15 protein-coding genes are annotated in these 13,870 nt (G+C 75.4%); all 15 read right to left on the reverse strand.

Annotated elements, in window-relative coordinates:
- Positions 1-93 precede the first annotated feature (93 nt).
- Positions 94-1,308, reverse strand: a complete 1,215-nt coding sequence (gene dprA, locus ACT17Q_RS10230) for a DNA-processing protein DprA (RefSeq protein WP_444662252.1) — start codon at positions 1,306-1,308, stop codon at positions 94-96.
- Entirely contained in the window at positions 1,305-2,828 is a 1,524-nt protein-coding gene (locus ACT17Q_RS10235; RefSeq protein WP_444662254.1) for a YifB family Mg chelatase-like AAA ATPase, read from the reverse strand. The genes dprA and ACT17Q_RS10235 overlap by 4 nt, the downstream gene beginning before the upstream one ends.
- Before the next feature lies 1 nt (position 2,829).
- Positions 2,830-3,186: a YraN family protein gene (locus ACT17Q_RS10240; RefSeq protein WP_141318453.1), complete on the reverse strand. Its 357-nt coding sequence runs from the start codon at positions 3,184-3,186 to the stop codon at positions 2,830-2,832.
- A 121-nt stretch (positions 3,187-3,307) separates the two neighbouring features.
- On the reverse strand, positions 3,308-3,631 hold the full coding sequence (locus ACT17Q_RS10245) for a DUF2469 domain-containing protein (protein WP_094179733.1): 324 nt from the start codon (positions 3,629-3,631) through the stop codon (positions 3,308-3,310).
- Positions 3,628-4,425, reverse strand: coding sequence for a ribonuclease HII (locus tag ACT17Q_RS10250; protein WP_094179732.1), 798 nt, complete (start codon positions 4,423-4,425; stop codon positions 3,628-3,630). Before ACT17Q_RS10250 ends, ACT17Q_RS10245 begins: the two co-directional genes overlap by 4 nt.
- Positions 4,422-5,414 (reverse strand): signal peptidase I, encoded by a 993-nt coding sequence (lepB, locus tag ACT17Q_RS10255; RefSeq protein WP_444662257.1) that lies wholly within the window; start codon positions 5,412-5,414, stop codon positions 4,422-4,424. The genes ACT17Q_RS10250 and lepB overlap by 4 nt, the downstream gene beginning before the upstream one ends.
- A 179-nt stretch (positions 5,415-5,593) precedes the next feature.
- Complete coding sequence (gene rplS, locus ACT17Q_RS10260) at positions 5,594-5,956, reverse strand: 50S ribosomal protein L19 (protein WP_094182086.1); 363 nt, start codon at positions 5,954-5,956, stop codon at positions 5,594-5,596.
- 287 nt (positions 5,957-6,243) lie between these two features.
- Complete coding sequence (gene trmD / locus ACT17Q_RS10265) at positions 6,244-7,023, reverse strand: tRNA (guanosine(37)-N1)-methyltransferase TrmD (protein ID WP_094179731.1); 780 nt, start codon at positions 7,021-7,023, stop codon at positions 6,244-6,246.
- A 5-nt stretch (positions 7,024-7,028) separates the two neighbouring features.
- Positions 7,029-7,631: a ribosome maturation factor RimM gene (gene rimM, locus ACT17Q_RS10270; RefSeq protein ID WP_444662260.1), complete on the reverse strand. Its 603-nt coding sequence runs from the start codon at positions 7,629-7,631 to the stop codon at positions 7,029-7,031.
- Between the two features lie 121 nt (positions 7,632-7,752).
- Positions 7,753-7,992 carry an RNA-binding protein gene (locus ACT17Q_RS10275; protein ID WP_094179729.1) on the reverse strand — a complete coding sequence of 80 codons (240 nt, stop codon included), beginning with the start codon at positions 7,990-7,992 and terminating at the stop codon, positions 7,753-7,755.
- Positions 7,992-8,432 carry a 30S ribosomal protein S16 gene (gene rpsP / locus ACT17Q_RS10280; protein WP_094179728.1) on the reverse strand — a complete coding sequence of 147 codons (441 nt, stop codon included), beginning with the start codon at positions 8,430-8,432 and terminating at the stop codon, positions 7,992-7,994. Before rpsP ends, ACT17Q_RS10275 begins: the two co-directional genes overlap by 1 nt.
- A gap of 128 nt (positions 8,433-8,560) precedes the next feature.
- Positions 8,561-9,157 carry a hypothetical protein gene (locus ACT17Q_RS10285; RefSeq protein WP_444662263.1) on the reverse strand — a complete coding sequence of 199 codons (597 nt, stop codon included), beginning with the start codon at positions 9,155-9,157 and terminating at the stop codon, positions 8,561-8,563.
- Positions 9,158-9,314: 157 nt separating this feature from the next.
- Entirely contained in the window at positions 9,315-10,415 is a 1,101-nt protein-coding gene (locus ACT17Q_RS10290; RefSeq protein ID WP_444662265.1) for an amidohydrolase family protein, read from the reverse strand.
- A gap of 19 nt (positions 10,416-10,434) precedes the next feature.
- Entirely contained in the window at positions 10,435-12,027 is a 1,593-nt protein-coding gene (gene ffh / locus ACT17Q_RS10295) for a signal recognition particle protein (protein WP_094179725.1), read from the reverse strand.
- Positions 12,028-12,049: 22 nt separating this feature from the next.
- Positions 12,050-13,867, reverse strand: coding sequence for an HD domain-containing protein (locus tag ACT17Q_RS10300; protein WP_444662267.1), 1,818 nt, complete (start codon positions 13,865-13,867; stop codon positions 12,050-12,052).
- Between the last annotated feature and the right edge of the window lie 3 nt (positions 13,868-13,870).

Raw genomic sequence — 13,870 nt, forward strand, 5'->3', positions numbered from 1 at the left:
GACTAACGCCGCGTATTTGTTTCCCGATTGTCCGAATCGGACCGGACATTCTGCGCAGACCGGTGACGCGTTTCACCCGCTGCGTAACGCAGATCACACCGGACTCGCCGTCCAGCCTCCGCCCTCGTTCCTCGCGAGGCCCGCGAGCTCGAGCAGACCGAGCGCCGCGATCGCCTCGGCGGACGAGACGCCAGCCGCTCGGGCAACCGTCTCGGCGGGCCGGGGGGCGCGGGTCCCGAGCGCGTCGTGCACCCGTCGAGCGAGCGGGTCGACACCGTCGAGCGCACGCGCCGGCCCCTCGCGCTCGGGGGCCGCGTCCGTGCCGATCGCGCCGGCGAGCTCGAGCACCTCGGCGGCGTCGGTGACGCAGACCGCCGCCCCGTCGCGCAGGAGCCGGTGGCACCCGGCCGACGCCATCGAGGTGACCGGACCCGGCACGGCACCGACCGGGCGGCCGATGCGCAGCGCGTGGTGCGCGGTCGAGAGCGCACCGGACCGCCACGCCGCCTCGACCACGACCGTGGCCGACCCGAGCGCCGCGATCAGGCGGTTGCGCTGCAGGAACCGGCTGCGGGTCGGCAGGCTGCCCGGCGGCACCTCGCCGACGACCGCGCCGCCGCTCGCCACGGCCTCTTCCACGAGGCGCGCGTTGCCCGCGGGGTACGCGCGGTCCACGCCGCCCGCGACGACGACGACCGTGCGACCGCCGGCCGCGAGCGCGCCGCGGTGCGCGGCCGCGTCGATCCCGTACGCGCCGCCCGAGACGACCACGCGGCCGGCCTGCGCCAGCCCCACAGCGAGGTCGACCGCCACCCCCTCGCCGTACGCCGTGGCCGCGCGCGCACCGACCAGGGCGACGACTGCCGCCGCTCCCAGCTCACCGCGCACCCACAGGCAGCTCGGAGCGCCGGCCCCGAGCGCGTCGAGGCCGGACGGCCAGTCCGGGTCACCCGGCACCACGACGCGCGCGGCCGCTCGCGTCGGCGGCGGTCCACCAGGAGACCAGCCCTCCTCCCCCAGGCGCCGGGCCCGTGGGCCCCACCGCGCCACCGCGCGGCTCAGGCGGGCAGCGGCCCGCGGCGAGGCCGACTGCGGCAGCGCGGTGCGTCCGCCCGCGTTCGCGACGACCCAGCGCCACGCCTCCGCCGCGCCCAGCTGCGCAAGAAGCGCACCCGCGACCTCGTCGCCCGGCTCGGCCAGCGCGCTCCACGCCGCGCGCGCCCATCGCTCCTCGTCGCCGACGCCCCGCCCGTCTGTGCCCACGGGGCCCGTCGTCGTCCGGCCCGTGAGGCCGCCCTCGGCGGTCATGCGCCCCTCCCCCGGGTCCGCAGCGCGAGCGCGCGGCCCACGTCCGACCGGTCGGGCGCCGCGCGTCCCGCGAGGTCGGCGACGGTCCAGGCGACCCTCAGCACGCGGTCGGCGCCGCGCCGGCTCAGCGTCCCGCGGTCGACCGCCCGGTCGAGATCCGCGACGAGCGAGCGGTCCGGCCCGAGCCGCTCGCGCAGCCAGGAGCCGGGTGCCTGCGCGCACGTGCGCCACGGCAGCCCGGCGAACCGCTCGGCCTGCGCCGCGCGCGCCTCGGCCACGCGACGCGCGACGACACGGGTCGGCTCGCCGATCGCGTCCGTCGCACGTGACGGCTGCAGCTCGACCTGCAGGTCGACCCGGTCGAGGAGGGGTCCGGACAGCTTGGCGAGGTAGCGGCGGCGCTGCTCCGGGCGGCACGTGCACGCGAGACCCTTGCCGACCGCCATGCCGCACGGGCACGGGTTGGCCGCGAGGACCAGCTGGAACCGCGCGGGGTAGCGTGCCGCCCCCTGCGCACGGTGCAGCACGAGCTCGCCGTGCTCGAGCGGCTGGCGCAGGGTCTGCAGCACGGCGGTCGTGAACTCCGGCGCCTCGTCCAGGAACAGCACGCCCAGGTGCGCACGCGACGCCGCGCCGGGACGCGGGATGCCCGAGCCACCGCCGATCACGCTCGCGGGCGTCGCGGTGTGGTGCGGGTCCTCGTAGGGCGGGCGGCGCAGGAGCCCGTCGCCCGCGTCGAAGGTCCCCGCGACGGAGTGGATCGCGGTGACCTCGACGGCCTCGTCCTCCGTGAGGTCGGGCAGCAGGCCCGGCAGGCGGGCCGCGAGCATCGTCTTGCCCGTGCCCGGCGGACCGACCATGAGCAGGTGGTGCCCGCCCGCGGCCGCGACCTCGAGGCACAGCCGTGCCTCGTCCTGCCCGACGACGTCCACGAGGTCCGGGACGACCACGCCCGGCGCCGCCACCACCGGCTCGGTCGCCGCCGGCGCGACCTCGGGCACCTCGACGGCCGCCCCGTGCGCGGCCAGCACGTGCGCGAGCGTGCGCGCCCCGCGCACCTGCGCACCGGGAACGAGCGCCGCCTCCGCGACGCTCGCCTCGGGCACGACGACGCGCGGACGCCCCGCCGCCACGGCCGCGACGACGGCGGGCAGCACGCCGCGCACGGGACGCAGCCGCCCGTCGAGGCCGAGCTCGCCCAGGTGCACGACGCCGCGCACGCGCTCCGGGTCCACGACGCCCGCCCCCGCGAGCGCCGCGACCGCGATCGCGAGGTCGAACCCCGAGCCCGACTTCGGCAGGGTCGCGGGCGAGAGGTTCACGGTCACCCGCCGGTTGGGCCACGTGAGCCCCGTGGACGCGACGGCGGCGCGGACGCGGTCCCGCGACTCCGCGAGGGACGTGTCCGGCAGCCCGACGAGCGTGAACGCCGGCAACGCCGCCGCGAGGTGCGCCTCGACCTCGACGACGTGCCCGACCATGCCGACGAGCGCGACGCACAGCGTGCCGCCCAGCGCCACGTCAGCACACCCCCCGCAGGTGCTCGACCTGCGCCGCGCCGGCGCGCGGCAGCAGCACCGCGATGACGTCCACCCGCACCGACGCGACCCGCCGGTCGTGCTCCGCGAGCCACTGCGCCGCGAGCCGCCGGATGCGCGCCAGCTTGCGCCAGGTCACCGCCTCGGCGGGCGTCCCGTAGGCGGTCGAGCGCCGCGTCTTGACCTCGACGACCACGAGCTCGTCGCCGTCCATCCCCACGAGGTCGAGCTCGCCGTACCGGCACCGCCAGTTGCGGTCCAGCACGCGCCAGCCGCTCGCCTCGACGTGAGCCGCAGCCACGTCCTCCCCGTACCGCCCGACGGCGTCCTTCGCGCGCACGCGCACCACCTCCGCCGCCGATCGTGGCGGCGCGGAGACCTACGCCGGGCGCGTGCCTGCGTGGTCTGTGGACGCGCGGCGCGGGACGCGGGGCTGGGGTCGGGTCGCGCCAGGGCAGGCGTCAGCGCGGGAAGCCCGCGCCCCCGCCCAGGTCGAGCTCCGCCTTCGCCAGCTCCTCGACGTTGACGTCCTTGAACGTCACGACGCGCACCGACTTCACGAAGCGTGCCGAGCGGTACACGTCCCACACCCAGGCGTCGGCGAGCGTCAGCTCGAAGTACACCTCACCGGCCGCCGAGCGGACCTGCAGGTCCACGTGGTTCGCCAGGTAGAACCTGCGCTCGGTCTCCACCACGTACGAGAACAGGTTCACGACGTCCCGGTACTCGCGGTAGAGCGCGAGCTCCATGTCGGTCTCGTAGTTCTCCAGGTCCTCGGCGCTCACGTGCTCATCATCCCCCACGCGGAGGCGTCGTCGTCCAGCCGCGCCGCAGCGGCCGCGTCCGTCGGGAGGGCCGCCTCGCCCGACGAGCCCGTCAGGCGCCACGAGCGGCGGTGCAGCACGCACGGCCCGAGCTCGCGCAGCGCCGCCAGGTGGTCGGGGCTCGCGTAGCCCTTGTTCTCGTCCCAGCGGAAGTGCGGGTGCTGCGCGGCGAGCTCGACCATCAGGGAGTCGCGCTCGCACTTCGCGAGCACGCTCGCGGCCGCCACGCTCGCGCACGTGCGGTCCGCCTTGACCCTCAGGTGCACGCGCGGAGCGGCGAGCACGGGCGCGTCGAGGGCGAACAGGTCCCCCTGCGCGGGAGGCGTGAGCCAGTCGTGCGAGCCGTCGAGCACGACGACGTCCACGGGGCCGGTCGTCGCGCACGCCGCCCCCAGGGCCCGGTGCCCGGCCAGCCGCAGCGCCGCGATGATCCCGAGCTCGTCGATCTCCGCGGCGCTCGCGTGGCCGACGGCCCGCGCGAGGCCCCACCGCGCCAGCCGAGGCAGCAGCGCGGTGCGCGCGGCCGGCGACAGCAGCTTGGAGTCGGCGACGCCCTGCGGCGCGGACCTGGTGCCCGCGTCGACCACGACGACACCGACCGACACCGGGCCCGCCAGCGACCCCCGGCCCACCTCGTCCATCCCCGCGACGAGCCGCGCGCCGCCCCGCAGGAGCGTGCGCTCGAGGCGCAGGTGCGGGCCGGGACGCGGCGCGCGCACCCGCGTCGTCGTCGAACGGTCGTCCAGCGCGGTCATGACGGGTCGGGGACGTCCTCGAACGTCTCGCCGGGGTTGTGCAGCACCTCGGCGTGGTCGAGCGGCCAGACGAGCACGAACGCCTTGCCGACGACGTTCCCGAGCGGGATCGAGCCGCCCCCGGCGTCGCCGAGGTGCGCGCGCGAGTCCCGCGAGCTCTGCCGGTTGTCGCCCATCACCCACAGGCTGTCCGGAGGCACGGTGACGTCGAACGCGAGCTGGCTCGGCATCGCGCCCGCCGCGAGGTACGGCTCGTCGATCGCGACCCCGTTCACCGTCAGCGGCTCGCCCGGACCGTCGCACGCCACGCGGTCGCCGGGCAGCCCGATGACGCGCTTGACCAGGTGCTCGCCCGCGTCCTGCGGGTAGAGACCGATGAAGGTGAGGACGTCGTTGAGGGTGTGCCGCCAGCCCGTGGTGACCTCGGGCTCCTGCCCGTCGAGCCAGCCGCCCGGGTCCTTGAACACGACGATGTCGCCGCGCTCGAGGTCGAACGGACCGGGCGTCAGCTTGCTGACCATGATGCGGTCGTTCACGAGCAGCGTGTCGTACATCGACGAGCTCGGGATGAAGAACGCCTGCACCAGGAACGTCTTGATGAGCCACGACAGCACGAGCGCCGAGACCAGGATGATGCCCGTCTCGCGCAGCAGCGACCCGCCCGCGCTCGTCCTGCGCCGCGGGCCCTGGCCGCGCTCGGCGCGCCGACGGTCCGCCCTGCCGGTGGGCTCGACCGGCGTCGTCGCCTCGTCGGGACCGTTCGCGGGCTTCCCGTCGTTCCGGTCGGCGGGCGTCGCCGCGGCGTCCGCGGTCCACGTCTCCGGTTCGTGCATGCTCGTCTGCTCCGTCTCCCCGCGCCCCGGTGGCACCGCTGCCCCGGCCTGCCCCTGCTCGCTCCCCTGCGCGCTCACCTGCCCGCTCACCGGGCCGCGCGCCGGCCGGCCGAGCGCGCCGTCGGGCGTCCGCTCGTCGTCGGGTCCCAGGGTCACCGGGACACTCTCGCACGCCTGGCCGTGTGCGCGGTGCACGGATCGCGACATGGGCGACGTGAACGACGTGGAGGACGACACGAGCGACGTGAACGCCGCGGGCGTCGTGGGCCGACACACCGTGAGGGCGGCCACCCGGGGGTGGCCGCCCTCACGGACGGGGAGTCGTGCGCGTCGACTCAGGCCTGAGCGGCCGTGTTCTCGCGCTTCTCCTTGATCTTGGCCTTCTTGCCCCGCAGGCCGCGCAGGTAGTACAGCTTCGCGCGGCGGACGTCACCGCGGGTGACGACCTCGATGGACTCCAGCGAGGGCGCGTGCACGGGGAACGTGCGCTCGACGCCGACCTGGAAGCTGATCTTGCGGACGGTGAACGTCTCGCGGACGCCCGCACCCTGGCGGGCGATGACGACGCCCTGGAACGCCTGGACGCGCGAGCGGTTGCCCTCGACGACCTTGACGTTGACCTTGACGGTGTCGCCCGGGCGGAACTCCGGGATGTCGGACCGCAGCGCGGCGGCGTCGACCTGGTCCAGCGTGTGCATGCTGATCTCCTCGTCCTGCGCACGGGTCAGGAGCGTGATGTCGGGGGCGGGCACGCGTCACGCGCGGGCTCGTCCCGGTGGTCTGGTCGTGGTGCGTCCGGACCGGCTCGGCCGGGACCGGTGGGTCGTCGGTCGTCTCCCCCGTGGCAGAGACGCGACCGCGCGCGCACCAGCGGACAAGTCTGCCACAGGGCTGGAGACGCCGGGTAATCGGGCGCCGGGTCGGCGACCTGACGCGCGACGAGGCGTGACGTGAGGCGATGTGACGTGACGTGACCGAGGGCGCCTCACCCGTCGCCGGGTCGCGACGCCGGAGGTGCCGCCGGCTCGTCGTGCTGCGCGAGCACCTCCCGGTCGTGCCGGTCGAGCGCACCCTCGTCGAGCGCCGCCAGCATGTCCGGACGGCGCTGCGCGGTGCGGTGCAGCGCCTCGTCGCGACGCCACCGCGCGATCCGGGCGTGGTGGCCCGAGAGCAGCACGTCGGGGACGTCGAGCCCACGCCACGACGGCGGCTTGGTGTACACGGGGTACTCGAGCAGCCCCGCCTCGCCGTGCGACTCCTCCACGAGCGAGTGCGGGTTGCCGACGACTCCCGGCAGCAGCCGCGCGACCGCCTCGACGAGCACGAGCGCGGCGACCTCACCGCCGTTGAGCACGTAGTCGCCGATCGAGTACTCCGTCACGCGCACGCCCGCGGCGCGGTAGTGCTCGGCGACCCGGGCGTCGATCCCCTCGTACCTCCCGCAGGCGACGACGAGGTGCGCGTCCTGCGCGAGCGCGTGCGCCGTGCGCTGCGTGAGGACCTCGCCCGACGGCGTCGGCAGCAGCAGGTGCGCCCCCGGCGTGAGGACGTCGTCGAGCGCCGCGCCCCACACGTCCGGCCGCATCACCATGCCCGCGCCACCGCCGAACGGGGTGTCGTCGACCGTCCGGTGCCGGTCGGTGGTCCAGTCGCGCAGGTCGTGCACGCGCAGGTCGAGGATCCCCGCCTCGCGCGCCTTGCCGACGAGCGAGAGCCGCAGCGGCGCGAGGTAGTCCGGGAAGATCGTCAGGACGTCGACGCGCACGGGGGTCAGCCGTCCCGACCGTCGGGGCCCGCGGCGTCCGGCGCCGAGTCCTCGTCGGGACCGTCCGGGCCGCCCGACGTCTCGTCGGACACCACGAGGTTCGCCGCGTCCGACGCGAGCAGGCCGCCCGGCGGGTCGAGCACGACCCGACCGCCCGGCACGTCCACGACCGGCACGATCGCCCGCACGAACGGCACGAGCGTGCGCGCGCCGTCCGGCTCACGCAGGACGAGCACGTCCTGCGCCGGCAGGTGCTCGAGCCCGACGACCTCGCCCAGCACACGACCGTCGACGTGCTCGACGCGCAGCCCGCGCAGCTCGTGCGGGTACCAGGCGTCCTCCTCGTCGGAGGTCTCGTCCTCCACCACCAGCGACACACCGCGCAGCGCCTCGGCCGCGCTGCGGTCGCTCACCTGCGCGAACGTCGCGTACCAGCGTCCCTGCTGGACGCGCGTGCGCACCACGGTCAGCGGCCCGACGCCCGCACGGTCGGTGCCGAGCACCGTCCCGTCGGCAAGGCGCTCGTCGGGGGTGTCGGTCCGCAGGTCGAGCGCGACCTCGCCGCGCAGCCCGTGCGCGCGTCCGACGCGTGCCACCGTCAGCAGCATGTGGGGGTCCTCCTCAGGACGGGTTCGGGACGACGAGAGGCCCGGCCCCAGGGTAGGGGCCGGGCCTCTCGTCACGCGGCTCGGTGGCCGCGCGACGGCTCGTGCTCGTCGGCTCCGCGGGTCAGCGGCGGTCGACGTCGACCACGTCGACGCGCACCGGACCCTCGGTCGACAGCGCGCCGACGACCGTCCGCAGCGCCTTCGCGGTGCGGCCGCTGCGGCCGATCACGCGCCCGAGGTCGTCCGGGTGGACCCGGACCTCGAGCAGCTCACCACGGCGCAGCGCCACCGCGCTCACCCGGACGTCGTCCGGGTGGTCGACGATGCCGCGCACCAGGTGCTCGAGCGCGTCGGCGAGCATCAGGCCTGCTCGTCCTCGGCGGCGGCCTCGGCCGGCGCCTCGTCGGCCGGCGCCTCGTCGGCGACGACCTTCTTCTCGGACGCCGTCGCCTTGACCTTCTCGGCGTCGGCGGCGGCAGCCTCGACGGCGGCCTTCGGGTCGGCCTTGCCGGCCTTGACCTTCAGCGTGCCCTCGGCACCCGGCAGGCCCTTGAACTTCTGCCAGTCGCCGGTGACCTTGAGGAGCGCGAGCACCTGCTCGGTCGGCTGCGCGCCGACGCCGAGCCAGTACTGCGCACGCTCCGAGGAGATGTCGATGAGCGACGGCTCCTCGGTCGGGTGGTACTTGCCGATCTCCTCGATGACGCGACCGTCACGCTTGGTGCGCGAGTCCGCGACGACGACACGGTAGTACGGCGCCCGGATCTTGCCGAGACGCTTCAGACGGATCTTGGTGGCCACGTTGTGGTCTTCTCCTGGGATTCAGCAGGGTGCCCCGCCAGCCTGCCCGTGGGGTTGGGCGGCCGGAGGCGGCGAAGGACGCGACGAGAGCAGGTAGAGGGGCTGCACCCGACGTGTACAGCCGACCATCATGCCAGACGTTCGGCGGCCTTCCCAAGCCGCGCGCGGTCGACCACGTACCAGCCGATCGCGACGGCCGACGCGGCCAACGCTGCCAGCAGGAGCCACGGCGCGGCGTCGCCGAGTCGGGCCACCACCCACGAGTCGCCGAGCAGGATCGACAGCGTCGAGCGGGGCGCGCCCACGTCGCCCCCGTCGTACATCGCGGCGTAGCCGACGAGCACGCCGAGGCCGATGCCCCACGCGAACCTGCGGTACCGCCGCGGCGCGTGACCGACCTGCTTGCGCACGGCGCCGAGGCCGACCAGCGGCAGCGTCACGAGCCACGCGGCAGCGACGGGCAGCGCGATCGTCACGGGCGCCAGGGCGAGCACGACGAGCACGAACCAGCCGGCCGCGTAGAGCTTTGCGGCCACCCCGAGCACGACCCCGAGCCAGACGACCGCTGCGGCAACGACGTCGGCGACCGTCGGGCGGTTGCGCGCTGGGGCTGTCACGACGGCCGGGGCGGCTGGCAGCGTGCCGCTCCCGGCACCGACGGTCGGCGCGGAGGAGGCAGGGTCTGCCTCGTCCGGTGCGGCACTGCTCGGCGTGGCGCTGCTCACGGAGAACTCCTGTCGACGCGCGACCGCACGGTGCGGTCGCGCGCAGCGAACCAGACGGAGTCCGGAAGATGCCAGTTCGACCTGCACGTTCACCCGTCTGGGCTCGACGCATTTCCCCGTGCGGGCTGGACCGGGGACTCGACACCGGTCACGTCCGTCAGACGTGACGCGTGCCGCGCAGGACGACCGCGGCGGGCTCGTGCAGCGTGCTCACGTCCGTGCGCGGGTCGCGGTCGTACACGACGACGTCGGCGCTCGCGCCCTCGGCGATGGCGTCCACGCCGAGCCACGCGCGGGTGCGCCAGCTCGCCGCGGCGACGACGTCACGGGCCGGGATGCCCGCCGCCGCGAGCTCGGCCGCCTCGTCGGCGATCCGGCCGTGCCCGATCGTGCCGCCCGCGTCCGTCCCCACCAGGACCGGCACGCCCGCGTCGTGCAGGTCGCGCACGTGGGCGTGGCGTCGCGCCCCCATGGCGCGCATGCGTGCCGCGAACCGGGGGAACCGCGCGGCACCCTGGTCGGCGATCGCGTCGAACTGCGCGACCTGGAGCAGCGTGGCGGTCACCGGGATGCCGAGCGTCGCGATCCGGTCGACGTGCGCGGGTGTCGCGCCCGTCGCGTGCTCGAGGCAGTCCACGCCGGCGTCCAGGAGCGCGTCGAGCGACTCGGTGGCGAACGTGTGGGCCGTCACGCGCGCACCGCTGTCGTGCGCCGCACCCACGGCGTCCCCGAGCACGTCGTCGGGCCACAGCGGCGTCAGGTCGCCGCCGCCCGGCAGGTCCCGGTCGATCCAGTCGGCGACCAGCTTGACCCAGCCGTCGCCGCGCACCGCCTCGTGCCGCACCGCGCCGGGCAGGTCGCGCACGTCCTCGAGCTCGAGCCCGTAGTGCCGCAGGTACCGCTTGGGCCGCGCGAGGTGGTGGCCCGCGCGGATGAGTCGCGGCAGGTCCGGGCGCGCGTGCACCCAGGAGGTGTCCGCGGGCGAGCCCGCGTCGCGCACGAGCAGGACCCCCGAGTCGCGGTCGGCGACCGCCTGCCGCTCGGCGGTCACGGCGTCGACGGCGCCGTCCGCCGCGAGCCCGATGTGGCAGTGCACGTCGACCAGCCCGGGCAGCACCCAGCCCTCGAGCCTCGTCGTCGCGCCGCCCGCGGGGCGCTCGAACGTGAGCCGCCCGCCGACGACCCACACGTCGCCCACCTCGCGGTCGTCGTCGAGCACGACGGTGCCCGTCAGGTGCAGGACCTCGGGCGGACTCATGGGCGGGCGCGCCTCGCCGTCAGCGACCCAGGAACTTCTCGAGGCCCGCGGGCAGCTCGAGCGAGGCGGGGTCCGGCTCGGGTGCCTGGCGGCCGAGGCCGAACGCCGAGCCGGCGGGCGCGCTCGTCGCGGGGCGCCCCTCGAGCGCGGCCTTCTCCTGCGCGGCGCGCTTCGCCGGGTTGCCCGACTTGCCGCGCACCTTGCGCTGCGGCGCCGCCTTGCCACGCGCCTTCTTGCCCATGCCGGGCAGGTTCCCCATGCCGGGCATCGCGCCGGGCATGCCGCCCGACTTCGCCATCTGCCGCATCATCTTCTGCGCGCCGTCGAACCGCTCGAGGAGCTGGTTGACGTCGGTGGGCGTGGTGCCCGAGCCGCGCGCGATCCGGGCGCGCCGGGACCCGTTGATGATCTTCGGGTTGTCCCGCTCGGCGGGCGTCATCGAGTGGATGATCGCCTCGATGCGGTCCACCTCGCGCTCGTCGAAGTTGTCGAGCGCGTCGCGCATCTGCGCCATGCCCGGCAGCATCCCGAACATCTTCTTGAGCGAGCCCATCTTGCGCAGCTGCTGCATCTGCTGCAGGAAGTCCGCGAGCGTGAACCCCTCGCCGCTCGCGAGCTTGCCGGCCATCTCCTGGGCCTGCTGCTCGTCGAACGCCTTCTCGGCCTGCTCGATGAGCGTGAGGACGTCGCCCATGTCGAGGATGCGCGACGCCATGCGGTCCGGGTGGAAGACCTCGAAGTCCGTGAGCTTCTCGCCCGTGCTCGCGTACATGATCGGTCGGCCGGTGACCGACGCGACCGACAGCGCGGCACCACCGCGCGCGTCGCCGTCGAGCTTGGACAGCACGACGCCCGTGAACCCGACGCCGTCGGCGAACGCCTGCGCCGTGGTCACGGCGTCCTGACCGATCATCGCGTCGATCACGAACAGGATCTCGTCGGGCTGCACGGCGTCGCGGATGTCCGCGGCCTGGGCCATCAGCTCGGCGTCGACGCCGAGCCGGCCGGCGGTGTCGACGATGAGCACGTCGTGCTGACGCGCCCGCGCCGTCTCGAGGCCCGCACGCGCGACCGCGACCGGGTCGGCCCCGGCGGGCAGCACGTCGTCGGCGCCCTGGTTGCCCGGGTGCGGCGCGAACACCGGCACGCCCGCGCGCTCACCCACGACCTGCAGCTGCGTCACCGCGTTCGGACGCTGCAGGTCCGCCGCGACGAGCAGCGGCGTGTGCCCCTCGCCCTTGAGCTGCAGCGCGAGCTTGCCCGCGAGCGTCGTCTTGCCCGCACCCTGCAGTCCCGCGAGCAGGATGACGGTGGGCGGGTTCTTCGCGAAGCGCAGCGTGCGCGTCTCGCCGCCGAGGATCGCGACGAGCTCGTCGTTGACGATCTTGACGACCTGCTGCGCCGGGTTCAGCGCCTGCGACACCTCGGCCGACAGCGCGCGCTCGCGCACCGCGCCCGTGAACTGGCGCACCACGGGCACCGCGACGTCCGCGTCGAGCAGCGCGCGACGGATCTCGCGCACCGTGGCGTCGACGTCCGCCTCGGACAGCCGGCCCTTGGTGCGCAGGTTCTTGAACGTCGACGTCAGACGGTCGGACAGAGTGGCGAACACGTGCGTCCTCGCGGGAGAGGGATCAGGGTCGTCCCAGGGTACCCGGGGTGCCCGTCGCCCGGTCGCCCAGCCGCTCGCGCGCCCGCGCGACGAGGTCGTCGACGAGCCGCCCGCGCCACTGGCTCCACGCCGCGGTGCCCGCGGCCACCGCGTCCGCCTCGGTGAGCAGCCGCAGCGCGTGCAGCAGGTCCCCCCGGTGGTCGACCGCCTCGAGCAGCCGCGCGACGGTCGCGGGGTCGTCCGGGTCCGCGCTCGTCGCGAGCTCGACGAGCGTCAGGTGCTCCCGCACGAGCCGCGCGACGTCCGCCGCCACGTGCTCGCCGAAGCCCATGCGCTCGACGACCGGCCCCGCGAGGCGGGCGCCCTCGACCGAGTGGTCCCCCGCGCCCGCGCGCTTGCCGATGTCGTGCAGCAGCGCCGCGAGCAGCAGCGTGTCGCTCGGCGCACCCGACGCGAGCGCCGCGACGTTCGCCGCGGTCTCGACCATGTGCCGGTCCACCGTGTGCCGGTGCACGGGCGAGCGCTGCGGCCGGTTGCGCACGCCGGCCCACTCCGGGATCCAGGTGGTCACGACGCCCGCGAGGTCGAGCGCCTCCCAGATCGGCACCTGCGCGTGCCCCGCGCCGAGGACCTGCAGCAGGTAGGTGCGCGCCTGACGCGGCCACGGGGTCGACGGCGCCGGCGTCACGGTGAGGTGCTGCACCGACACCGGTGACAGCTGCAGGCCGGTGCGCGCCGCCGTCGCGGCCGCGCGCAACGCGAGCAGCGGGTCGTTCTCCGGCACCGCGTCGACGGCGAGCACGATCTCGTCGTTGTGCTGCACGAGGCCCTCGGCGATGGGCCGCAGCCGCGGGGGAAGCCGGCGGCCGCGCACGAGCCGCGGCCCCCGCGCGGGCCGTTCGAGCGCCTGGCGCGCGTTGCGTGCCGTGGTGTCCAGCGCGTACGAGATGATCCGCGCGGCCTCCGCGACGCTCGCGAGCAGGTCGTCGCGGTCGTCGAACCCGACGAGCTCGGCGACCTCGTCCTGGTCGGCCAGCAGGAGGCGGTTGGTGTGGCGACGCGTCGCCACCTGGACGGCGTCACGCACGTCGAGCAGGTGCGCGTAGGCGTGGTCGACCGCGCCGTGCGGGCGGTCCGTGAGCCACGTCGCCGCGAGCGCCGAGAGCACCACGGCGTCCCGGATCCCGCCGCGCGCCTCCTTGAGCTCGGGCTCGATGAGGTACGCGAGCTCGCCGTGCCGCTCCGCGCGCTGGCGGGTCGAGGCGAGCAGCTCCGGCAGACGACGACGCGCCGCGGCACGCCAGTCCTCGAGCAGCGCGGACGTCGCCCGTGCGATCACCACGGGGTCCCCCGCGACGTGCTGCAGGTCGAGCATCCCCACCGCCGCGGGCAGGTCCTTGGACGCGACCTGCCGGCACTGCGCCAGCGAGCGCACCGAGTGGTCGAGGTCGAGGCCCGCGTCCCAGATCGGGTACCACAGCCGCTGCGCGAGCGACTGCAGGTCCTGCGCGGACCGCGAGCGCCCCTCGTGCACCAGCAGCAGGTCGAGGTCGGAGACCGGGCTCGCGTCGCCGCGGCCGACCGAGCCGACCACGCCGAGCGCGACGCCCGCCGCGTCCTCGCCCGCGGTGGCCTCGGCCCAGAGCTCCGCGAGCCGGTGACGCACCAGGCCGGAGATCCGGCTGCGGCGTGCCACGCCGTCGCTCGTCGGGCCCGTCAGCGCGCTCGCGAGGTCGAGCCGCTCGACACGCAGGTCCCGCACCCCACGAGCGGGGTACGGGACCTGCGTGTCGTTCGCGTCCCCGGCCGCGCCCCCCACAGGCGACCGTTCGTCGGACATCGT

The organism is Cellulomonas sp. CW35, assembly GCF_052378485.1.
In the GTDB taxonomy this organism is placed as follows: Bacteria; Actinomycetota; Actinomycetes; order Actinomycetales; family Cellulomonadaceae; genus Cellulomonas; species Cellulomonas uda.

What these genes read in the sequence shown, in the direction of transcription:
- dprA (WP_444662252.1), bottom strand. Translation starts at nt 1,308, where the DNA reads ATGACCGCCGAGGGCGGCCTCACGGGCCGGACGACGACGGGCCCCGTG.
- ACT17Q_RS10250 (WP_094179732.1), bottom strand. Translation starts at nt 4,425, where the DNA reads ATGACCGCGCTGGACGACCGTTCGACGACGACGCGGGTGCGCGCGCCG.
- rplS (WP_094182086.1), bottom strand. Translation starts at nt 5,956, where the DNA reads ATGCACACGCTGGACCAGGTCGACGCCGCCGCGCTGCGGTCCGACATC.
- rimM (WP_444662260.1), bottom strand. Translation starts at nt 7,631, where the DNA reads ATGCTGCTGACGGTGGCACGCGTCGGACGCGCGCACGGGCTGCGCGGC.
- ACT17Q_RS10275 (WP_094179729.1), bottom strand. Translation starts at nt 7,992, where the DNA reads ATGCTCGCCGACGCGCTCGAGCACCTGGTGCGCGGCATCGTCGACCAC.
- ACT17Q_RS10290 (WP_444662265.1), bottom strand. Translation starts at nt 10,415, where the DNA reads ATGAGTCCGCCCGAGGTCCTGCACCTGACGGGCACCGTCGTGCTCGAC.
- ACT17Q_RS10300 (WP_444662267.1), bottom strand. Translation starts at nt 13,867, where the DNA reads ATGTCCGACGAACGGTCGCCTGTGGGGGGCGCGGCCGGGGACGCGAAC.